Below are 21,654 nucleotides of genomic sequence, written 5' to 3'. Positions count from 1 at the left end.
AAAACGCCCCGCGGCCGTCAGCAACTGACGAAAGGGGGCTGTGCGCGTCACCAGGTGATCTGTCTAGGACAGATCAAGTTTCAGGCTCCGCGCCTGATAACTAGTAGAACACTGGTGGTTGTTTGCATATACCCAGTTTTGTCCAACTCATCTGAAAGATCAACACGACTCTCCGTCGATCTCAATATATGAGACGGATGTTCGGTGGGTGGACACTGCGGGTGCCCACCCACCGCTTCACACCGAAGTGTTTCAGCCGCAGAATGCGCCGGTGGAGGCCGAGTTGACCAGCTTGGCGTACTTGGCCAGCACACCGGTGGTGAACTTGGCCGGCAGCGGCTCCCAGCCGACCTTGCGGGCCTCAAGCTCCTGCGGATCCACCAGCAGGTCGAAGCTGCGGGCCTCGATGTCCACGCGGATCTTGTCCCCGTCCTTGACGAACGCAATCGGTCCGCCGTCCACGGCCTCGGGGGCCACGTGGCCGATGCACAGCCCGGTGGTGCCCCCGGAGAAGCGCCCATCGGTCAACAGCAGCACGTCCTTGCCCAGCCCGGCGCCCTTGATGGCGCCGGTGATGGCCAGCATCTCGCGCATGCCTGGTCCGCCCTTGGGGCCCTCGTAGCGGATGACCACCACATCCCCGGCCTTCAGCTCACCCTTGTCCAGGGCGTCCAGGGCGCCCTGTTCGCGTTCGAAGACGCGGGCGGTGCCCTCGAAGACGTCGGCGTCGAAGCCGGCGGACTTCACCACCGCACCCTCGGGAGCCAGCGAACCGTGCAGGATGGTCACCCCACCGGTCTTGTGGATCGGGTTGTCCATGGCGCGCAGGATCTTGCCGTCCGGATCCGGCGGGGCGATGTGAGCCAGGTTCTCGGCCACGGTCTTGCCGGTGACGGTCAGGCAGTCCCCGTGCAGCAGCCCGGCATCCAGCAGCGCCTTCATGACCACCGGGACACCGCCGATGCGGTCCAGGTCGTTCATCACGTAGCGGCCGAAGGGCTTCAGGTCGGCCAGGTGCGGAACCTTGTCACCGATCCGGTTGAAGTCATCCAGGGTCAGATCCACTTCGGCCTCGCGGGCGATGGCCAGCAGGTGCAGCACCGCGTTGGTGGAGCCGCCGAACGCCATGGTCACGGCGATCGCGTTCTCGAAGGCCTCCTTGGTCAGGATGTCGCGGGCGCGGATGCCCTTGCGCAGCATCTCCACGACGGCCTCACCGGAGCGGTGGGCGAACATATCGCGGCGGCGGTCCGCCGACGGCGGGGCGGCGGAACCGGGCAGGGACATGCCCAGGGCCTCACCGATGGAGGCCATGGTGTTGGCGGTGTACATGCCGCCGCACGCGCCTTCGCCCGGGCAGATGGCCCGTTCGATGGCGTCCAGGTCCTTTTCGCTCATCTTCCCTGCCGCGCAGGCGCCAACGGCCTCGAACGCGTCAATCAGGGTGACGTCCTTCTCCGTACCGTCTTCCAGCTTCACCCAGCCGGGCATGATGGAGCCAGCGTAAAGGAATACGGAAGCCAGGTTCAGGCGGGCCGCGGCCATCAGCATGCCGGGCAGGGACTTGTCACAACCGGCCAGCAGGACCGAGCCGTCCAGGCGCTCGGCCATCATCACGGTTTCCACCGAGTCGGCAATCACTTCACGCGAGACCAGCGAGAAGTGCATTCCCTCGTGTCCCATGGAGATGCCGTCCGAGACGGAGATGGTGCCGAACTGCATCGGGAAGCCGCCACCGGCGTGGACGCCTTCCTTGGCACCCTGGGCCAAACGGTTCAGCGAAAGGTTGCACGGGGTAATTTCGTTCCACGAGCTGGCGATACCGATCTGGGGCTTGGCAAAGTCCTCATCACCCATGCCCACGGCGCGGAGCATGCCCCGGGCGGGAGCGGCATGGATACCATCGGTCACCGCGCGGGAGCGTGGTTTGATATCTGGGGTCGTTTCCTGGCTCATGAAAAAGATTCTAGAAGTCAATATGACCAATTGGACAACCCGTGACGCGACAATGACACATTTCGCCAAAAGCGCTCATTGATCATTTTGTTCAGCATTCTTAGTAGAGTGTGAGTCATGGACACACGCCCAGACGAGAATCCGACCGACACCGTCAAGCGCCTGCTGCATGAGGCGTTTGATGCACAGATCCCCAACTTCGCCAGCTACAACCTGGTCGCGGCGGTGGGACTGGCCGGCAGCGGCGGATTGAAGGTCATCGGGTATCGGCGCCAACCGGCAGAATTGGTGCTCGCCCCCATCGATCCGGCAGACCTGAGGGCCGCCGAGGACGCGATCACGATCAACAACACGAACGTCAACCAGCTCGCGCTGGTCAATGACGGAGGCTATGAGATCGCCACCTCCACCGGCCGGGTGTTCCGCTTCAATGTGGATGCACACCCGAACGTGGACCTGCATCTGGATGATGCCGTGGTGCAGAGCGTGGAGTTGGATCAGGAATCGGACGCGGCGGACTTCGCCGAGTTCATGCACCATTTCATGAACACCATCGAGGGCACCGAGAACTTCGTGTAAGCCACCGGCTCATCACTCAGCCAAAGAAAAGTCGGCGGCGGTGAATCAACACCTGCCATCGGCTCCCCTACTTTCCTGCAAAACTCCCTGACCCGCCGGTGATCCCGAGGAGCAGGGAGTTTTGCGTATCCGCTCGCCGCAGGCCCGGGTCGCAGCCCACTTTTTTACTTTCTCTCGCCGACTAACCGCCGGCAAGTCTTATGCAACACCTGCTGACTCGTTCGGCGTGCGATGGTGTTTGGCTCCAAACCGGAACCGGCCGCCAAGTTCCGGGGTTGGAACTCAGCGGCCGGTCGACAGTTGGTCGGCGATCCATCGGAATATGGCGTATTCCACAGTATCTACCGTCGTCGTTATTAGTAGGGCCAGAGGCCGCCTGCCGGGGTGCTGATCCCGTGGCTGTACGGCCACAGACCACCGGCGGTGGTATCCCCTTGGGAGGCGGAACTGACGCTGACACCGACTACCAGGGCCATGGCCGCGGCGGCCAGTGCGATGAGTTTCTTGACGTTCTTCACGGGCAGTACCCTTCTCGAAATACGCGGCTCGTGCCGCGGCTCCTGCCGAAGCGCAACGAGCCAAGGTAAAGCCTAGTGAAGCCTGAGAATGAGAACAAGGAATCTGCACAATTAAACGCATCTGATGCGATACTGATGCAGTGGATCATTTTCGTCACGGCTCAGCCGCCCAACTAAAGGTCGCCGAGGTACTGCGTGCCGCACGCGATGGCGAACATGAGAAGGTCACCCTCCAAGGCCCCCAGGTACTGGCCCAATTAGATCCGAAGACCGAAGCGTCAACCTATTGGCTGGTGCAGGAGGCCCTGTGTTCGGCCGCCCATGCCGTGGATGACTACGAACTCATGTGCCGGGTAGCGGATCAGATGAAACAAACAGCCGGGCAGTTGAACCGCACCGACCTGACCATCAAGGCGCTGCTGGCCCAGTCAACCGCACGGCGCTGCGTGGGTGATGACGCCAACGCATTGTCCCTTGCCCGCCAGGCCCAATGCCTGGTGCGTGAACTGGACGATGAGTCCCCGGTACGGGTCCAGCTCTACCAGGTGCTGTTGGCCGCACTGGTAGAAGCCGGGCACCCAGATGAAGCGTGGCAACTGCACCAGCACCTGGCAGGCTCGCTGCATCTTGTTGCCGACGGACAGGAGCAAGGCAAGGCGTATTGGACGCTGGGCAACTTGGCCTTCATGGTCCGCGAACCGGATTTGGGAGTGCACTACCACCAGCGCGCCGCGGAACTATTGGTCCCGGCCCAGGACATGGTCCTCTGGGCGCGCTTCAACCGGGCCACCGCCGAACTACGACTTCAGGCCGGGATCCTAAACGAACAAGTCCAGGATTGCCTGCAGCGGGCCGAGCTGGCCTTTGGACTCATCGAGGCCGGCGACCTGGACCACGCCGGCCTGTGTCTGACACGTTCTCGCGCCGCCGCGGTCCAGGGCGACCCTGCCCGCGCCATGGCCATTCTGGAGGATTTCACCTCCCGTTATAGTGGTGCACCTGAGCATTTGGTTCCCCTTTTCTCCTGGTGGGCGCAGCTGCTGGAGCAGGCCGGGGAGCCGAAGGCAGCGCAGCACAAACGCCACCAGGCGCAACAGGCAGGAAAGGACGGTTCGTGACGCACGCCGAAATGGATCCGCGGATCCAGGACATCGTTGACTCGATCCTGAAAATTGCCGGTGGAGACTTCGCTGTCTCCCTGCGACCCAGCCAACAGCGTGATGACATCGACGCGATCATGGTGGGGATCAAGGCCATGGCCAATCGCCTCTCGGGCACCTATGAGGAGCTGGAGCAGCGGGTGCGCCAGCGGACCCACCTGCTGGAGTCCGCGAGGGACAAAATGGAGGTGCTGGCCTACACCGATCCGCTCACGTCCCTGGCCAACCGGGCCGCCCTGATGCGCGAACTCGCCTCACAGCTGGATGCGGCACATCGCGCCGAACCGGTCAGCACGTTGTTCCTGATTGACCTGGATGACTTCAAGCCCATCAACGACATCCACGGACACAACGCCGGAGACCGGGTGCTGCAGGAAGTGGCAACCCGGCTGCGTCAGAGCGTGCGTCCAGGAGATTTGGCGACCCGGCTGGGTGGAGACGAATTCGCCATCCTGGCCCGCGTGGATGCCTCGGCAGCCAAGACGATGGGTCAGCGCCTGCTTCAGGTACTGCGTGAACCGGTGGAAGTCGGCCCGGCAAACATCACTCCGGGCGGCAGCATCGGGTTCTGCGTGGGCCACGAATCACTCACCGCGGAACAATGGCTGGAGTGCGCTGACACCGCCATGTACGTCGCCAAACGGGATCCGAAGGAAAAGGTCCAGCAGTTCGAGGACTTCATGCTCTACGAACGGCACCGCAAGGCCTTGCTGAGCACGGAGCTGCGCACGGCCCTGGCCAGCGGGCAAATCCACCCGGCCTACCAAACGGTGATCTCGGTGGAGGACGGCGCCGAAGTCGGGGTCGAAGCCCTGGCCCGGTGGGAACACCCCGAATTGGGCGAGCTCTCCCCGGCGGACTTCCTGCCGCTGGCGGCCGAATCAGGCTTGCTCAGCCAGCTCACCACCCGGCTGCTGGATTGTGCCCTGGCCGACCTGGGACAGTGGCGGCGAGGGCAGCGGGTCTCCGAGGACTTCCGTGTCCAAGTCAACGTGACCCCCTCGGAGCTGACGGATCTTGCCTTCTCGGACAAGGTCACCCAGAAGTTGCGTGAATACGAAATCCCGCCCGAGTGCCTGGTCATCGAGGTGACCGAGGAACGCTACATCTCTGGGGATCGCCCGGAGCTGTATTCACTGCGGGCCCTTCGAGAGCTGGGGGTTCGGGTCTTCATTGATGACTTCGGTGCGGGCTATTCGTCCTTCGGCTATCTCAGCAAATTGCCGGTGGCCGGCGTGAAAGTCGACCGTTCCATCACCATCGGAGTGGACAGCAACCCCAAGCAGCGGGCCGTCATGCAGGCGGTGTTGGACCTGGCGGTGGCGTGTGGCTTGGAGTGCATCGTGGAGGGCGTGGAAACCGAGGCCGAAGCCGCGGTGCTGCGCACCCTGGGAGCCCACTGCCTTCAGGGATTCCTGTTTGGCCGTCCGGGACCGTACCCTTCGATCTAATCCTAAATCCCTAGCTTCGCAAGCTAGCATTTACGTTATCTTTAGGTAGACTCGCGTTGAGAACAGCTTTTGTTGCCCTCCGCTCACCCCACTCGCATCGAGGTGACCGCAGGGATTACTGATCAGAATGTCGGGGGAACGATGATCACTGAGACTGCAGTCCTACCTGAATCCAGCCATGAACACTGGGATTTAAACTGGGAGGAACGGGGATATCACGTCCTGACCTTTAAGGAGGGCTCGGTCCTCACGGTTCCCATGCTGGCGGAAATCTCCGCAGAGCTCCGCAAGCTGCACACGGCCGATGAGATCAAGGTGATCGCGGTGATCGGTGGACTGTCCGACGTGTGTCCCGATGTTTCCACCGAGGTGGCCAAATCCCGTCCCACGAGCCGTGTGGCGTTGCTGGGGCAAAACCATGTGGATCAGGTGCTCTCGGGATTTATGCTCTCCGATTTACGCGATTCGCCGATTGGCAAGTACGTCACCACCATGGACGAGGCGCTCGCCCATCTTGGGTACTGAGGGCCAAGCGCTGGAGGCGGAACACAACCGCCGGTAAGCTGCCCTACTTCGAGGCAGAAGCGCTGGCCGACGGCGTCGCGGATTCCTAACCCTTTTCCTGCTTCTTGGGCTCCTGTTCCTTGGTGCCTTGCTCCTGGATGAGTTTCTGCACCGTCGCGTTGTCCAGCACGTCCCATGGCGACTCCGCGGCGCCTTCTAGCGCGGCCTGCGGCGATTGGGTTGAATTCCACCACTTGGCCTGCATGACGCGCCCTTCGAATAGCACGCGGTCACCCTTGGTGTAGACCGCGTCGGCAGCCCACTCTGGATAGAGGCCCTTGGGGGCAGTGACCACCGGAGCCGGCTTGTCACCGGGCAGGACCGGACCGACCAATTGCCATGGCGAAGGCTGCCCCTCGGCGGCGGGGGCGTCAGGCGCTGTGCCCTGCGTCCACCACTTGGCCTCGTACACGTTTTTGCGCCACACGGTGCGATCGCCCTCGACGTAGGCGGCGCTCTCATTCCAGATCGGGTACGGGCTGGTGGCCGGGTCATCGGTGATCGCGGTTTCCACCGGGGCCGGTTCCGGGCTTGGTGCAGCCTCCGGGGCCGGTGCCGAGTCCGCTCCGTGTCCCAGCCCGTCGGAGAGGAGCTTGGTGAACTGCCGGTCCTCCTGCGTCACACCGCTGCAGTTGTTTGATACCCGGGTCGGATCCGGAAAGTTGTCCCCGCAGGAGTAATCACGGTTGGCGGACCAGAAGGAAACACGCCCCAGGCCTTTTTCCTTGACGAAATCGTTCAGGTCCTTGGCATCCTGCAGGTCGAAGACCTCCCCGAGCAGGTCATTCTGGCCAATCATCGGGGTAACACCGATTTTGCGCCACAGGCTCTGCTCCCCCAGCTGCTGGCCATGCTCGCGGTAGGCGGCAGACAGCTGGCCGCGCGCGCTTTCGGCCGCCTGAATCGAGGCCTGCGCCATGGAGTCCCCCTCCTGGCGGGTCTGCCCGAAGTTCATGGTCATTAGATTGACGCCAGCAAGATCGACGCCGGCGTTCAGCATCCGGTTCACCTCGGCCAGGCCCTCGGGGGCAAGGCCGAACGTGGCGGCGGGAAGGGTCAACCACACCTCGACCTGGATTTGCTGCTGCAGCTGCGCCACCGCCGCTGCCCGTCGCTTCCCGCCCGCAACATTGGTCAGGTCATCGGCTTCGATGTCCAAATCCAGGGTGGTGGATTCGTAGCGTTCCAACAGCGACTTGTAGGCGGAAGTAATCTTCCCCTCGTCCTGACATGCGCTGGCCAGTTCGTCGTTGAGCAAACCGCCGGTGGAAATCACCACTTCTCCGCCGGAGTCCTTCACACCGCGCCACCTTGCGGTCCAGGTCAAAAGTGTCCGCGGCCTCGTCCATTGAGTAGAAGCCTCCCCAGGAAGGGGCGCACGCTTCATCCGGATCGGCGACGATGAATCCCAGCACGACGCGTTCCCCCTGAGCCACGGTTCCCGCGATGTCATAGAACGGGGTGGACGTGGAGTCCACGTACGCTCCGAACCACTGGTCGCTGCCCGCCGCCGCGGCACGGTCCTTGGCCCGGAACCACAGCGCCAGGGAACCGGCCACCAGCCCGGCAATCACGAGCAGCACGATCAGCAGGCGAAACACGGAAAGCCGGCGGCCCTGGAACTGAATTGCCATGGGTTCCCCTTTAGGAATCACAGGAGGTGAAGAGAGATCAAGATGAGGCGCAAAACCGCGGCACCACTGGCCAGACCAGCTTCCTGGATGACCACTGACAATACACGGCCTTAAGGACATCTTAAGGCTGTAGTTTAGAATTATGCTAATTGGATGCCCCGGGGCATCCCGCTTCTAGGACCGGCTTTTCCCGCAGATTTTTCCGCCTCCGCGGCGGTGCGGCAGCGTCCGGTCGTACTGCATCTTCTGGGAGGAAACCTGCATGGGCGCAGGCAAGCACACCACCGGTCAAGTGACCGAAAGCCGGCGACGGCAATGGGGGTCGGAGAAACGCTCCGAGCCCTTGTCCATCGTCCATCCGACCCCCTCCAACGCGAAGCTGGCATGGGGACGCGTGGCCATTGTGGTGACCGTGCTGTCCTGGGTTGCCTATGTCATCACCACCATCCTGCGCCAGCTGGCGAACAATCCCGGGGCCGGCTTCCGGTTCCAGTTCGAAGCGGTGCTGTATCTGATTGTGGTGACGTTCCTGACCTTCTCTGCCCTGATGTACCTCACGGCACGCCAGGGAGCCCTGAACCGGTTCGCCACCCACCAGCGGGTTCCGCGCGGAGAGCTGGACCGGCACTTTAGGGAGCACACCGAGGGGATTACGGTCCTGGTGCCCAGCTATGCCGAGGAACCGGCGGTCGTACGTGCCACGCTCTGGTCCGCGGCCCTGCAGGAATTCCCGCAGCTGCGGGTTGTGCTGCTGATTGACGACAATCCGCACCCCACCGATCCCGCGGTACGAGAACGCCTGGACGCCACGCGGGCGCTGAGCGGGCAAATCGCCACCGCGTTGGCCGAGCCGGCCGCCCACACCCGCAGGGAATTGCAGGCGTTTCGTTCCGCCCGTGCCCAGGACGCCAGCCCCGAAGCACTGTTGCCGGCGCTGATTGCCACCTACCGTTGGTCCGCCGAGTGGCTGGACTCCATGGCCGCCAATGAGGCCGTCACCGACCATGTCGAGGAGTTCTTCGTTGATTCGGTGCTCATGGGCCTGTCCCGTGAACTGCGCTTGACGTTGCTCGCCCTGGAGGCCGCTGCGGCACAACACTCGGCACCGGACCTTGAACGCATGGAAGAGCTGCACTTGCGCCTGGTGCGGATCTTCTCCGCACAGATGGACAACTTCGAGCGCAAGCGTTACGCCAGCCTCTCCCAGGAGGCCAACAAGGCCATGAACCTGAACTCGTACATCAGCCTCATGGGCAAGACCTGGCGTCAAGAACAGCGTGGGGACGCGCTGGTGCTGGTGGAGCAGGCGACACCGCACGCCGAGGCAACGGAGCACTCTTCCGATAACCTGCTGCACGTCCCGGACAGCACCTACCTGCTGACGTTGGATGCCGATTCCCTGCTGCTTCGTGATTACTGCCTGCGCCTGGTGTACTTCCTGGAATCCGAGGAGAACTCGCGCATCGCCGTCACCCAGACTCCGTACTCTTCCTTCCGCGGAGCCCCGACCCGTATTGAACGCATCGCCGGGGCGACCACCGATATCCAGCACATCCTGCATCAGGGCATGACCCAGTACAACGCCACCTTCTGGGTGGGAGCCAACGCGGTGATCCGCAAGCGCGCCCTGCAGGATATTGCCCAGGTCAACACCGTGGGCGGCTATGAGATCTATACGTACATCCAGGACCGCACCGTCATCGAGGACACCGAGTCCAGCATCGACCTGGGAACCCACGGTTGGGGCTTGTCAAACTACCCGGAACGCCTGAGCTACAGCGCCACTCCCCCTGACTTTGGTTCCCTGGTGGTGCAGCGCCGCCGCTGGGCCAATGGCGGATTGCTGATCATGCCCAAGCTCTGGACCCAGGCCCGGGAGCGACGCCGTGAACGGCGTCCCATGGGATTGCGGGAGGTGCTGTTGCGGGTGAACTACATGTCCTCCATCGCGTGGGCCAGCTTCGGCCTGGTCTTCCTCCTGGCCTACCCGTATGACAGCCGCCTGCTCAGCCCCCTGATCTTCGCCGCCGCGATCCCCTACTTCTTGTGCATGGGCAGCGACCTGCGCGACTGCGGTCACCGCTTCGGCGATATTTTCCGCATCTATGGCTTCAACCTGGTGTTGCTGCCGGTAAACCTCGCCGGGGTCCTGAAATCCATCCAGCAGGCATTCACCGGTGAAAAAATCCCGTTCGCCCGCACCCCCAAGGTCCGTGACCGAACCGCGGCACCGGCCCTGCACGTGCTGGTCCCCTACCTGATCGTGATCTTCTCACTGTTCACCCTGTGGCGGGATCTGCAGCACCAGAACTGGGGCAACGTGGTGTTCGCGGCGATCAATGCCACCCTGGCCGCCTACGCCATCCGCGCCTATGTCGGAATCAAGAACTCGGTGGCGGACATGGGTCTGGGCCTTATCTCCTGGCTTTTTGTTGCACCCAAGCCCAAGGCGCAGCCCGCGCCGATTCACCCCCAGGCAACACCGGAGACCACGGACTGGGCCACCATCCTGTATCAGGGCGACCGCCGCCTGAACCGGGACCTGCGGGGCTCGGAAGACCGGCGCAAACGCATAGGCATTCGCTAAGTGGGCCTATGAGCCGCCTACCTGCCCTGAACGTGCTGAAGAAACTCACTTAGCGCAGCGCCGCTAGGCCACTGAGGGGACGACCCGCGCCTCCGGCAGCTGTCCGGAGGTGCGGGTCTCTGCCTCGGCGAGCCCTATGCTTGCCGGGCGGCGGTCTTCAAGGCCGGCAGCACGTGCTGGGTCATCGACGGGCACTCCTTCGTGGCTTGCTGCGTCCCGCCCTGCAGCACCGCGGCGGCCGACACCGGCGCCGGGGCAAGCACCTGACGGTACTCATCACGCATGCGATTGAGGAACAACTCCAGCGGGAACTTCTCCATGGCCCGTTCGCGGGCCCGAAAGCCCATGCGGCGCCGGGCCGGCCCATCGAGCAGCAACCGGGTGATTTCCTTGGCCAGCGCTTCCGGGCTGCGCCGCGGCACCAGCGCACCGGAGAGTCCGTCGTGGCCGGTGATTTCCCTGGTTCCGCCCACATCGGTCGAGATCGTGGCGCGGGCGCAGGCCATCGCCTCCAGCACGCTGAACGGCACTCGTTCCGACACCGAGGACAGCGCCACCAGGTGCCCTGCCTCAGCCGCTTCGCGGGTGTTCGGCTCCTTGTCCTCGAAGCTCACTGCGTTACCCAGCTTCAGTTCCTCCACCAGTGCGGTCAGCTGCTGGTAGTACTCCCGCTTCTGCTTGGGAATCTTTCCAAAGATCCGCAGCTTGGCCTCCGGGATCCGCTGCGTGACGGTGGCAAAGGCGCGGATCATGGTGGCCAGGTCCATGGAGGGGTGAATTGGCCCCACGAAGGAAACGGTGGGCACTTCCGGCTCGGTGCTGATCTCCGGGAAGGCCTCGGCATCCACCCCGTAATGCACGGTGTGCATGCGCTGCTTGTCCGCCCCGAGCTGCCGGGCCCACTTGGCCAAGAATTCATTGACCGGAAGCAGCTTGGCAGCCTCGGCGTAGGCCACCTGGCAGACCACCCGGGACAGCCCCAGCAGTGCGGTGCGCACCGGGTGCGCCAGGCCAAGATCTTCCAGCCCCTGGTAGCGTTCGCGCAGGCATACTCCATGCTCGGTCAGCAGCAACGGGCTGCCGTCGCGCCAGTAGCGGGCCAGGCCAACCAAGACTGCCGGACCGTTCGAGGTCACGTGGCAGATATCCACCTGCGGCCAGGAGACATCCAGCACCGCCAGGAACTGGTTTGCGTAATGCGCCACCTGTTCGGCCTGTGCCGTGGTCAGGTGCGGCAGTTCCGGACGGCTACTGCGGTGGCGGCTCCACGCTTCGGCAACCAGTGCGGCGCTATTGATCCGGTGCAGGGTCGCCGCAAGCTGGTGGCGGGTGCCTCGGGCCAATTCCTTCAGCGCGCTGGTGGCCTGCATAATGTGGGACTGTTCCGGATCCTGTTTCGGCAGGGCAGCGTTCCACAATTCGTTCAGAGCGGTCTTGACCCGCTGCTCTTCAACCTTGCGTCCGGTCAGTCGGGCGCGGGATGGTGGATCCCCTACCGGGATCGTGCTCACGCGCGCCGGGCTCTTGGAGAGGTTCACCGGGATGGACTGGTCCCCGACCAGCTTCACGATCTCAAAGTGGTAATCCGGCAGCCCGTTGACCAGCTGCTCATTCCAGGTGTTCGACGCGCCCATTGCGACCGGGCAGGTATCTTCCCCGATTAATGCCACGCGGATCTTTGCACCGGCCTTTGGTGCAGCAGCGGAGTTTTCCTTCTGATTGGTCTGCGCAGTGGTCATGGCGCGACCCACAGCACTGGGCCGGTCAGTGACCCCGTCATCGCCGGACGCAGATTCCGCTCGGGCTGGTGCTCGCCGTTCAGCACCGCGCGGTATTGGGCGCCTCGATTTAAGGCGCTCAAAAGTACAGGATGTATCCCCATGAAATTCCCCAAGAATTTATTTGTAGGAGGAAACCACGATGAACGTCAAAGCGATCAGGGTGGTTTCCACGTGCGTTTAGCTTTCCGCCTCCCGGAGCGAACTCCGTCGTGCGGAAATGATCTGTCCACTACGGACAGCCCCCACAATGAATATTAGGCAATGGCTGTGCCGTTGAGATCTCCAATTGCGCAGATTCAGCTTAACTTTTCGATGCAACATAGCCCAAAGCTGAGATAACACGCACGTTGACACATGACGATCGGTGAATTGTTAGTCGTGGGTGTGGACGAAATATTGTCAAATCTTGCGTAATCTCTAGGCTCCACGGGCGCGCCGGTAAAGGTTCATTACTTCTCGCGCCGACCACGAGCCCCGGGTTCGAGCACCCGATCTGCCCGCAAAAGGGTTTATGACGTGCAGGAACTTTTGAGTTTATTTTTGGTTCGGAAGTCGGCTCCCGATCTCGGTCTGCCCCCGTTTAGGAGTAGGCTCGCAGTTGCGGCAGCTGCATCACGAGCCACGGACTGAAAGCCCAGGGGGTTGCACGCACCGCAACAGCCAATTGGGCAGGGTCCACCCACTGCCAGTCCATGACCTCTTCCGGATTCGGAGACAGTTCGCTGTCGATGCGTGCAGTATGCACGGGGCAGATTTCGTTTTCCACGACACCCGAAGCGTCGGTGGCCCGGTAGCGGAAATCGGGCAGCGTCACCGTCAGGTCCGCAATATCGCAGCCCAACTCGTGGCGGGCATGCCGGCGAATAGCGTCGAATGGGTCCTCTGCAGGTTGCGGGTGACCGCAGAAGGAATTGGTCCAAACGCCGGGCCAGGTCAGCTTCGACAGGGCACGCCGAGTGACCAGGACCTGGCCTTCGGAGTTGAACAGGTGGCAGGAAAAAGCCAGATGCAGGGGCGTCTCGGTGGTGTGCACCGATGCCTTGTCTGCCGTACCAATGCTCTGACCGCTCTCGGAGAGCAGGACTACGTCCATGAACTTTTCCACCATTCTCTTCATCATTGGAAACACCACCATATCCGTCTTGCCGCAGCGGGGCACAGCGGCCGGATCGCATCACGTCCTCTTCCCCATGGCGCGTCCGGCGAGCGCCTTACTGCTAGAACCAAACGAGGTAAATCAGCAGCATGCTCAGCAGGAACCCGCACAGGTAATTCAGCCACAGGAACCTTCGCCAGGCGGAGCGGGCGGTCGCTGAGTCCTGATCCGCCAAGTTCAGGTAGGGCAGCGCGTTCAACGCATAGGGCACCGCAAGCAGGCCGGCGAGCTTCGCTGGGCCGGGCAGCACCAGCAGCAACAGGCCGGCCAGCACGTACCACCCGACCACCAGCCGGGCGGTCCAGCGCGCCCCGAGCACCGTGGCAATCGATGAGAGCCCGGCCTGCCGGTCCGGCTCAATGTCCTGGATGGCGCCCAGCGCATGGGAGGCCATCCCCCACAGCAGGAATGCTCCGAAAGCCGCCAGGGGTTGGAGGTCCATGGACGCCTCGGCCAGCACCCAGCCGTAAACGCCCGGGGAGACAAAATGGACGGCGCTGGTCAGTGAATCCAGGAAGGGGCGTTCCTTGAAGCGTAGGTACGGGGCACTGTAGGCCAGCACCGCTGCCATGGATATGCCCAGCACCAGGTTGGCCCGGGCACCGCCGCCAAGCACCAGGGCCACCAGGAAGGGCAAGGCCGTCAGGGCACACGCCCATAACACGGTGGCGTGCAGGGAACGGTCCAACACCGCACCTTCGACGCCTCCCTTGCGCGGGTTGCGGATGTCGGATTCATAGTCAAAGACGTCATTGATCCCGTACATCACCAGGTTGTAGGGAATCAGGAAGAAGATGGCACCCACCCACCAGCGCCAGTCGAAGCCGCCTCCGGCCAGCAGGTAGGCGATGGCGAACGGGTAGGCCGTGTTGATCCAGGACAGGGGCCGGGAAGTGGCAACAAGCCCCTTCAGGGTGTTGGCGAGGTTTCGGGTTCTTGGTTGAGCACTTGCTGGTTCCCCCGCCGCCGGTGATCCGGGAGTTGTTCCGGGCCGGGCTGGTGCCCCTGACGCTGCGGTAGTCCGAGGTTTGGATGTCATTGTTCAATCCCCCGTCGTGGCGTGTGGACCTGTTTGGCGGTGGGCGCCGTGCCGCCGGTGAGCCACCACAGCGCCGGCATGAAGAACACCGCGCTGAGCGGGTACAGGAAGTCTTCTAGCGGGGCCCGCCCGATGCGCACCCCGACCAGGGAGTGCTGCCCATAGTCGAAGAGGCCGGCGGCGATCATGACATTGTCAAAGATCGCGGTGAGCACGAACAGCGCCGCCAATGCCACCAGCAGCGCCGGAGCGATCCGCCGCACCGGGATGCGGCGCAGCAGCATGGAGCCGATCAACAACACTAGCGAACCGGCCACGAAGCACAAGCCCATTTGCAGAAAAGTCATGACCGATAATCCCCCGTCGTCACCGGTTCCGGTTGCTTCTTGCGTGCATGGGCCCGCCACCGCAGCCAGCCGTTGACCAGGATCATCACCTGGTAGCACAGGAAGAACAGGAAGAAGACTTCCTCCAGTGGCAGCTGGTCACCCACCATCACCCCGCTCATCCACTTCGATTCCAGGTGCAGGAAGATCCCCTGGTCAATGGCCAGCACATCCCAGAGCAGGAAGATCGCGGTGCCCACCACCAGGGAGACCAGCGCGGGGCCGGGACGGCAGCAGATAAACAGCTTGAAGCGTGCATCGATCAGCGCCATGCACCCAATGAGGGCCAACAGAATCAGCAGGTAAACCATCAGCCACCCACCTTGTCACCCAGCGCCCCCGTGCCGTGCAGGTGCCCCATGCCCAAGGGGCCCGGGGCGTTGACCCGGTTGACCGCCTTGGCTGCCAGCTCACCGCTGATCAGGCACATGGGGATGCCAATGCCGGGGCGCACCGAGCTGCCGGCGTAGTAGAGCCCGGGCACCTTGGGGTTGCGGTTGGCCGGGCGCAGGAAGGCGCTTTGTCCCAGGGTGTGGGCCAGACCCAACGCCCCGCCGCGCCAGGCGCCCACGGTGGCCTCGAAATCGGCTGGCCCATAGGTTTGGCGCACCACGATGCGTTCGCGCAGCCCCTGGATCCCAGCCCAGCTGGCCAGCTGGTCAATGGCCGCGTCCGCGATCCGCTCCACCATCACCGAGCCTTCGCCGTCAGCTCCCCCGCGGCCCCAGTCCACGCGTGCCGGGGCCGGAATAAGCAGGAACAGGTTCTCGTCCCCTTCCGGCGCCACACCAGGATCCGTGGCGCTGGGCATGCAGGCGTAGATGCTGGTTTCGGTTTGCAGTTGTTCCCCGGCATGGATGCGGGCGAAGTTCTCATCCCAGTCGCGGGTGAACAGCAGGTTGTGGTGCTCCAGCTGCGGCAGTTTGCCGCGCACTCCCAGGCAGGCGAGCACCACCCCGGGCCCCGGGTCGGCCTTGCGCCAGTGCCGCTGAGTGCGGCTGCGCAGGCTCGGCGGCAGCAGCTCGCTTTCCAGGTGGTGCAAATCCGCGGCTCCCACCACGGCCTGCGCCCGACTTTGGTGCGTTGCACCCGCAGCGTCCACCCACTGCACGGCGCTGACCGCCCCGCCGGCTTCCTCGGTGTGGATGCCGGTGGCGCGGGCGCCGGTGATGATGGTGACCCCGGCCGTTCGCACCAGCTGCTCCATGGCGTCCACCAGTGCGCTGAACCCGCCCATGGGGTACTGCACCCCCTGGGTGAGATCCAGGTGGCTCATCAGGTGATAGAGCGCTGGGGTGCGCTGCGGGCTGCTGCCCAGGAACACCGCGGGGTAGCCCAGGATTTGGCGCAGCCGGTGGTCGGTGAACGCCTTGGCGGTGTGGGTTTTCAGGGAACGGGCCAGCAGCGGCAGCAGGGTGCCGCCGCGACGGAGGATCGGGGTAGCCAGCAGGCTGCTGGCCCGGGCGAAGTCATCATAGAGGAAGTGCTCCAGAGCCAGGTCGTAGCTTTCGCAGGCCTGGCGCAGGTAGGAGGCCAGGCGTTCCCCGGCCCCCGGTTCAAGGCGTTCGAACACGTCGCCCGCCGTGTCCGGGGCCAGGTCCTCTGGTTCATGGTCCTCGAAGAACACCCGGTAGGAGGTTTTCAGGGTGCGCAGATCCAGGGCCTGGGAGGTGCTGCTGCCCATGAGCTCGAACCAGTGCTCGAAGACCTCGGGCATCAGGTACCAGGAGGGTCCGGTGTCAAAGCTGAAGCCCTCGCGCTGCAGCCGCCCGGCCCGGCCTCCCAGCTGCTGCCCCTGTTCCAGCAGGGTGACCCGGTGCCCGGTGCGGGCCAGCAGCCCGGCGCTGGCCAACCCGGCAAAGCCCCCGCCGATCACTGTCACGTCCATTGGCTGCCGATTCATGCGATGCTCCTGGTGCGGGTAGGGATGAGGGGACGGGCGGGAAGGAAGGTGCGCGCGGCGATCAGCGCCTTGCGCCCGGCGGGCACCGAGATCCGGCGCTCCAGCAGTTCATTGGCCGGGGTGCGGGCAATGCGGGCGTTCAGTTCGCTGAACAGCCCGTGGGCCATGCGCACCGCCTGGGCGGCCCGGGGCGCCAGGTAGGCAAGTCCTTCGTTGGCCGCGGCCAAGTCAGCGGCGATGTCCTGGACCAGCGCCTGCTTGCGGGGTTCATCCAGTTCGCTGTGCCGGGTTCCGGGCAGGTACTGGCGTCCCAGCTCCTGACTGTCGGCGGCCAGGTCCCGCAGGAAGTTGACCTTCTGGAAGGCCGCGCCCAGCCGCCGGGCCGCGCTCAGCGCTCGTCCGTCCGGGTCCGGTTTGCTGCCGGGCATGGCCTGGAAGACCTTCAGGCACATCAGGCCCACCACCTCGGCCGAACCGTAGATGTAGTCCTGCAGGGAGAGTTCATCGTGGGTGGGGCGCACCAGGTCCTGGCGCATGGAGGCAAAGAACGGGCGGGTCAGCTCCACCCCGATGCCGTGGCGCCGGGCGCTGCAGGCGAAGGCGTGAACCACCAGGTTCGTGCTGTAGCCGCAGGCCAGTGCCGCCTCGGTGTCCTTCTCCAGCTCATCCAGGGTCCGGGCCACCTCGCTGGCCGGCAGCCCGGCCTCCACGGCGACCCCGTCCACCACCTCATCGGCGAGTCGGACCAGCGCATAGATGTTGGCAATGTGTTCCCGGCTCTGCCGGTCCAGCAGTCGGCAGGCCAGGGAGAAGGAGGTGGAGTACTGCCCAATCACGGTTTGGGCGCTGCGTGAGGCGGTGCGGGTATACAGCTGCAGTGCGCTGGGTTTGAGGGCCATTACAGGCTCCGTTCCAGGATCAGGGACGGGTAGGCGCGCAGCTCGTCCTGGATGGTTTCTGGCAGCGCGGCGAAGTGGGTGGAGGCCAGGGCCCCGGAGCACAGATCCGCGGCCAGGCGGCGGGCCACCTGTTCCGCCCCGCTTGCCCGCAGCGCCTGGCGGACCTCTTCAATGCCACTGTTCCCCTGCCGGTATTCGGCCAGGGCGCGGCCAAAGTCGGCGTCTTCGCTGGCCAGGGCGGTCAACACGGTGCTCTTGCCCTCGCGCAGGTCGGATTCCACGGATTTGCCGGTGGCCCGCGGGTCCCCGAAGCAGCCGAGGATGTCGTCAATGACCTGGTAGGCCACCCCGAAGCGGCAACCGATTTCCCCGAGCCCGGCGGCCTCCTGCTGGCTGGCCCCGGCCAGCAGCGCCCCGCACTGCAGCGGCAGCTGGAAGGAGTATCCGGCGGTTTTCAGTTCCTCCATGCGCAGCACCTGGACGGTGTCGGCCGGGATCATGTGCATCGAGTAGAGCAGGTCCTCCAGTTCCCCGGCCCCGGCCTGGGCGATGCCCAGTTCGAAGGCCTCCTCCACCGCCGCGGCCGCCGGCAGTCCGGCGGTCGCGTGGGTGGTTTGGCGGATCGCGGCGGTCAGCAGCAGGTCCCCGGCAATGATGGCCGCCGAACCTCCCACATGCTGTGCCTGCAGGTCCGGCAGCCCACGGGCGGCGGCCTGGTCGCGGTAGTGGGCGCTGAGGGTGGGTTGGCCGCGGCGGACGAAGTCCCGGTCAATCACGTCATCGTGGATCAGCAGCGCCGTGTGCAGCAGTTCGAAGGCGCACCCCAGGCTCACGCTGCGCTGCCGGTCGGTTCCCCCGAACGCCCGGTAGCCCAGGTCCACCAGCTTGGGGCGGGTGCGCTTGCCGCCGTGCAGGCTGCGGGCAATGTGGTCCCACAGTTGGGCGCCGGCGCTGGAGTAGCTGGCGGTGCGGTCTCGCTGGCGGGCCACCACCCGGTCCAGCTCCGCACTGATCTGGGTGTCCAGTGCGCTGTCGGCCGGGCCGGTCGGTGCACTGCGGGTACCGGCGCGGTGGGGATGCGTGGTGGTCATGGCTCATCTCTTTGCTGCTGGTAGGTGGGTGTGGGTAGGGAGTTCAGTGCCGCGCGCATGCGTTCGCTGACCTGCAGCAGACCCTGCACCAGTTCGTCGCTCACTGGTGCGGGCAGCTGTTCAATGACGGTGCGGACTTCGCCCATCAGTTGGCGGGTCAGGTAGAACGCCTGGTCGATGACCGCGTCGTTGACGTGGATGGCGTTGCGGCGGCGGTCGCGTGGATGGACGGTGAGGGTGATGTAGCCGTGGGCGGCCAGCCGGTCCTGCACTGCGGTGGCCGCTGCGCTGCTGATGCCCAGCCTGCGGGCCAGCTCGCCGGGACCGGATCCGGGGTGCTCGCTAAGGATCTTCAGGCCACGGAAGTCGGTGAAGTTCAGCCCCAGACGTTCCCGGCCCAGGGCGTCGGCCGCGTCGCAGTGCTCCACCAGTTCGTGGAAGATGCGCAGCGCGTCCGTGGCCGCATTACCTGAAAGTTCCATGAGTGAGTCTCTCACTATCTTGATTGTTAGCTAAGTTAGCTACATCATGGAGGAGATGGGTTCGGTTGTCCAGTCCACATCCCAAATTGCCGGGAATCAACAAGGAGGCAGAATCATGCGGAAACACTCAGTGGGAATTGCGGTTCCCCTCGCCACCGCCTTTGCGATGGCGGTCGCGATTTTCGGGGCGTTCGCCGGCAGCGGCGCCCTGGGCGGCACGCCCATCCAACACGCCTCCGACGGCTGGCTGGACACCGATTCGACCCTGCTGGCCCCGGCGGGGCCTGCCTTCGGGATCTGGACCCTTGTCTACGTTGGTCTGGTGGTCTATGCCATTTGGCAATTCTTCCCGGCCGCCCGCGCGTCCCGGCTGCAGTACCGGGCCCGGGCCTGGATCAGCGCCTCGGCCCTGCTGAACGCGTTGTGGATCGGCGTGGTGCAGTTCGGCTGGCTGCCGGTGAGCCTGGTGGTGATCGTGGTGTTGCTGCTGGTGCTGATCCGGATCCTTTTGCTGCTGATCACCACCCCGCCCGAGAGCACCGCCGAACGCTGGATCCTCTGGGTTCTCTTCGGCGTCTACCTGGGCTGGGTCAGCGTGGCCACCGTCGCGAACACCGCGGCCCTGCTCGGCTCCTGGGGCGTGGGTGAAGGGGCCGACTGGCCGGTGCCGGTGGCCATCGCCCTGCTGGCGGTCGCGGCCGTCATTGCCCTGGGCACCACCTGGTACAGCGGCGGTCACCTGGGAATGCCTTTGGCCATGGCCTGGGGCGTGGGATGGATCGGGGTCAGCCGGCTGGAGCCGGGCAACTACAACCAGCCGGTGGCCATCGCCGCCTACACCGCCTGCGGAATCATTGTGATTGGTTCCGTGCTGCTGGCCTGGGTGCTGCGCCGCAATCGCAACCGCCAGCCGATCCCAGCCCGTGCGCAGGGGGCCGAGTCATGAGCCGCATCGCGGTGACCGGGGCCAGCGGCTACCTGGGCGGGCGGCTGGTGCCGCTGCTGCTGGAGCGCGGGCACCAGGTCAAGGTGCTCACCCGGCATCCCGAATCATTGCGGGACGTGCCCTGGCGTTCGCAGGTGCAGGTCGTGCAGGGGGACCTGACCGACCCGCAGGCCGCCGCCGAACTGTGCGCCGGAACCGACACCTGCTACTACCTGGTGCATTCCATGGCCGCCACCTCCAACTTCGCCGAGGTGGAGCAGCGCTGCGCCCAGGTGATGGCCCGGGCGGCCCGGGACGCGGGCGTGGGCCAGCTGGTCTACCTGTCGGGGCTGCACCCGGACGGGGAGCTGAGCCGGCATTTATCCTCCCGGGTCAACGTGGGGCGCATCCTGGAATCCAGTGGCGTGCCCACCCTGACACTGCAGGCCGGGCTGGTGATCGGTTCGGGTTCGGCCAGCTTTGAAATGGTGCGGCACCTGACCGATGTGCTGCCGGTAATGCCGGCCCCGCGCTGGGTGCGCAACATGGTGCAGCCGATCGCGGTGCGCGATGCGCTGCACTACCTCTCCCGGGCCGCGGAACTGCCCGAACCGGCGGGCGGACGCTATGACATTGGCGGGCCGCAGGCGCACAGCTACGCCGAGCTGATGCAGCTCTATGCCCAGGCAGCCGGGATCCGCCGCCCGAAGATCATTGCCCTGCCGGTGCTCACCCCCTGGCTGGCCGCCCAGTGGGTGAACCTGGTGACTCCGATCCCGCGCAGCCTGGCCATACCGCTGGTCGAATCCCTGCAGCACGACTGCGTGGTGCGCTCCCGGAGAATCGATAAATTGATCCCTCCCCCGTCCGCGGGGCTGACCAGCTACCCGCAGGCCGTGCACCTGGCGCTGGACAAGATCAAGGCGGACGCGGTGGAAACCAGTTGGGCCGGCGCCCACCCGGTCTCCGCCCCGGGTGAATCCCTGCCCTCGGACCCGCAGTGGGCCGGACGGCGGGTGTACGTGGACCGGCGGGAACGGGAAACCACCGCCACCCCACGCCAGCTGTTCACGGTGATCTCCAGCCTGGGCGGGGAGAACGGCTACTACTCGTTGCCGTTGGCGTGGAAGCTGCGCGGGGTCATGGACAAGCTGGTTGGCGGGGTGGGCCTGAACCGCGGCCGGCGCAGCCGCAGCCGCCTGGCCCTGGGAGACGTGGTGGACTGGTGGCGGGTGGAGGCGCTGGATGAGCAGCGGATGCTGCGTCTGCGAGCCGAGATGAAGGTTCCGGGTCGGGCCTGGCTGGAGTTCAGCTTCGAACCGCGCGGGGATCACCTGCTCTACGTGCAGCGTGCGATCTTCTTCCCCCGCTCCCTGGCCGGGCGCCTGTACTGGTGGTCACTGGTGCCCTTCCACGGCATCATCTTCACCTCCATGGCCCGCAGCATCACCCGTGACGCCGAACGCCTTCCCATCGAGCAGAGCGCGTCGCCCGCAGCGGCCGCACCCACCGATCCGCCGCGCGACTAACCGCAAGGCGACCG

Annotated in this window: 20 protein-coding genes; 7 read left to right on the top strand and 13 right to left on the bottom strand. The window is 64.8% G+C overall.

Annotated elements, in window-relative coordinates; genetic code table 11:
- Window positions 1-252: 252 nt before the first annotated feature.
- Complete coding sequence (ilvD, locus tag AC6I21_RS06110; RefSeq protein ID WP_343833442.1) at window positions 253-1,956, bottom strand: dihydroxy-acid dehydratase; 1,704 nt, start codon at window positions 1,954-1,956, stop codon at window positions 253-255.
- A 117-nt stretch (window positions 1,957-2,073) separates the two neighbouring features.
- Between ilvD and AC6I21_RS06105 the strand changes: the two genes are divergently transcribed.
- Window positions 2,074-2,535: a hypothetical protein gene (locus AC6I21_RS06105; protein WP_054821021.1), complete on the top strand. Its 462-nt coding sequence runs from the start codon at window positions 2,074-2,076 to the stop codon at window positions 2,533-2,535.
- Window positions 2,536-2,891: 356 nt separating this feature from the next.
- Here AC6I21_RS06105 and AC6I21_RS06100 read toward each other — a convergent pair whose 3' ends face one another.
- The gene (locus AC6I21_RS06100) at window positions 2,892-3,053 is read right to left on the bottom strand and encodes a hypothetical protein (RefSeq protein ID WP_171021268.1); all 162 of its coding nucleotides are present in this window, start codon (window positions 3,051-3,053) and stop codon (window positions 2,892-2,894) included.
- Window positions 3,054-3,193: 140 nt separating this feature from the next.
- Here AC6I21_RS06100 and AC6I21_RS06095 point away from each other — a divergent pair, with 140 nt between their 5' ends.
- The 3 genes from AC6I21_RS06095 (at window position 3,194) to AC6I21_RS06085 (ending at window position 6,189) form a co-directional block, all read left to right on the top strand.
- Window positions 3,194-4,171: a hypothetical protein gene (locus AC6I21_RS06095; RefSeq protein WP_497763217.1), complete on the top strand. Its 978-nt coding sequence runs from the start codon at window positions 3,194-3,196 to the stop codon at window positions 4,169-4,171.
- Complete coding sequence (locus AC6I21_RS06090; protein ID WP_497763216.1) at window positions 4,168-5,664, top strand: putative bifunctional diguanylate cyclase/phosphodiesterase; 1,497 nt, start codon at window positions 4,168-4,170, stop codon at window positions 5,662-5,664. Before AC6I21_RS06095 ends, AC6I21_RS06090 begins: the two co-directional genes overlap by 4 nt.
- A 141-nt stretch (window positions 5,665-5,805) precedes the next feature.
- The gene (locus AC6I21_RS06085) at window positions 5,806-6,189 is read left to right on the top strand and encodes a hypothetical protein (RefSeq protein WP_138178393.1); all 384 of its coding nucleotides are present in this window, start codon (window positions 5,806-5,808) and stop codon (window positions 6,187-6,189) included.
- 85 nt (window positions 6,190-6,274) lie between these two features.
- On the opposite strand, the gene AC6I21_RS06080 is transcribed toward AC6I21_RS06085, so the two are convergent.
- Window positions 6,275-6,433, bottom strand: coding sequence for a hypothetical protein (locus AC6I21_RS06080; RefSeq protein ID WP_497763402.1), 159 nt, complete (start codon window positions 6,431-6,433; stop codon window positions 6,275-6,277).
- 934 nt (window positions 6,434-7,367) lie between these two features.
- Window positions 7,368-7,862, bottom strand: a complete 495-nt coding sequence (locus AC6I21_RS06075; protein ID WP_497763215.1) for a hypothetical protein — start codon at window positions 7,860-7,862, stop codon at window positions 7,368-7,370.
- Between the two features lie 262 nt (window positions 7,863-8,124).
- Between AC6I21_RS06075 and AC6I21_RS06070 the strand changes: the two genes are divergently transcribed.
- Window positions 8,125-10,449, top strand: a complete 2,325-nt coding sequence (locus tag AC6I21_RS06070; RefSeq protein ID WP_497763214.1) for a glycosyltransferase family 2 protein — start codon at window positions 8,125-8,127, stop codon at window positions 10,447-10,449.
- A 134-nt stretch (window positions 10,450-10,583) separates the two neighbouring features.
- Here the strand turns inward: AC6I21_RS06070 and pelF are convergent, their stop codons facing one another.
- The 9 genes from pelF to AC6I21_RS06025 all read right to left on the bottom strand — a co-directional run bounded on the left by pelF (window position 10,584) and on the right by AC6I21_RS06025 (window position 19,186).
- Window positions 10,584-12,119, bottom strand: a complete 1,536-nt coding sequence (gene pelF / locus AC6I21_RS06065) for a GT4 family glycosyltransferase PelF (RefSeq protein ID WP_497763213.1) — start codon at window positions 12,117-12,119, stop codon at window positions 10,584-10,586.
- Between the two features lie 691 nt (window positions 12,120-12,810).
- The gene (gene idi, locus AC6I21_RS06060; RefSeq protein WP_360027807.1) at window positions 12,811-13,338 is read right to left on the bottom strand and encodes an isopentenyl-diphosphate Delta-isomerase; all 528 of its coding nucleotides are present in this window, start codon (window positions 13,336-13,338) and stop codon (window positions 12,811-12,813) included.
- A 109-nt stretch (window positions 13,339-13,447) separates the two neighbouring features.
- Window positions 13,448-14,425: a prenyltransferase gene (locus AC6I21_RS06055; protein ID WP_497763212.1), complete on the bottom strand. Its 978-nt coding sequence runs from the start codon at window positions 14,423-14,425 to the stop codon at window positions 13,448-13,450.
- Window positions 14,422-14,772, bottom strand: a complete 351-nt coding sequence (locus AC6I21_RS06050) for a lycopene cyclase domain-containing protein (RefSeq protein ID WP_497763211.1) — start codon at window positions 14,770-14,772, stop codon at window positions 14,422-14,424. The genes AC6I21_RS06055 and AC6I21_RS06050 overlap by 4 nt, the downstream gene beginning before the upstream one ends.
- Window positions 14,769-15,122 (bottom strand): lycopene cyclase domain-containing protein, encoded by a 354-nt coding sequence (locus AC6I21_RS06045; RefSeq protein ID WP_054821332.1) that lies wholly within the window; start codon window positions 15,120-15,122, stop codon window positions 14,769-14,771. The genes AC6I21_RS06050 and AC6I21_RS06045 overlap by 4 nt, the downstream gene beginning before the upstream one ends.
- Window positions 15,122-16,714, bottom strand: coding sequence for a phytoene desaturase family protein (gene crtI, locus AC6I21_RS06040; RefSeq protein ID WP_497763210.1), 1,593 nt, complete (start codon window positions 16,712-16,714; stop codon window positions 15,122-15,124). The genes AC6I21_RS06045 and crtI overlap by 1 nt, the downstream gene beginning before the upstream one ends.
- Window positions 16,711-17,613: a phytoene/squalene synthase family protein gene (locus AC6I21_RS06035; protein WP_497763209.1), complete on the bottom strand. Its 903-nt coding sequence runs from the start codon at window positions 17,611-17,613 to the stop codon at window positions 16,711-16,713. Before AC6I21_RS06035 ends, crtI begins: the two co-directional genes overlap by 4 nt.
- Window positions 17,613-18,704 (bottom strand): polyprenyl synthetase family protein, encoded by a 1,092-nt coding sequence (locus AC6I21_RS06030; protein WP_497763208.1) that lies wholly within the window; start codon window positions 18,702-18,704, stop codon window positions 17,613-17,615. Before AC6I21_RS06030 ends, AC6I21_RS06035 begins: the two co-directional genes overlap by 1 nt.
- A complete protein-coding gene (locus AC6I21_RS06025; RefSeq protein WP_497763207.1) occupies window positions 18,701-19,186 on the bottom strand; it encodes a MarR family winged helix-turn-helix transcriptional regulator in 486 nt (161 codons plus the stop codon). The genes AC6I21_RS06030 and AC6I21_RS06025 overlap by 4 nt, the downstream gene beginning before the upstream one ends.
- 115 nt (window positions 19,187-19,301) lie before the next feature.
- Between AC6I21_RS06025 and AC6I21_RS06020 the strand changes: the two genes are divergently transcribed.
- Window positions 19,302-20,132: a TspO-related membrane protein gene (locus tag AC6I21_RS06020; protein ID WP_497763206.1), complete on the top strand. Its 831-nt coding sequence runs from the start codon at window positions 19,302-19,304 to the stop codon at window positions 20,130-20,132.
- Window positions 20,129-21,640: an SDR family oxidoreductase gene (locus AC6I21_RS06015; protein WP_497763205.1), complete on the top strand. Its 1,512-nt coding sequence runs from the start codon at window positions 20,129-20,131 to the stop codon at window positions 21,638-21,640. The genes AC6I21_RS06020 and AC6I21_RS06015 overlap by 4 nt, the downstream gene beginning before the upstream one ends.
- Window positions 21,641-21,654: the final 14 nt, after the last annotated feature.

The organism is Glutamicibacter sp. St.4D3 (assembly GCF_059728615.1).
The sequence above is the reverse complement of the archived record's forward strand: the minus strand, read 5'-3'. Positions and strand labels throughout refer to the sequence as shown.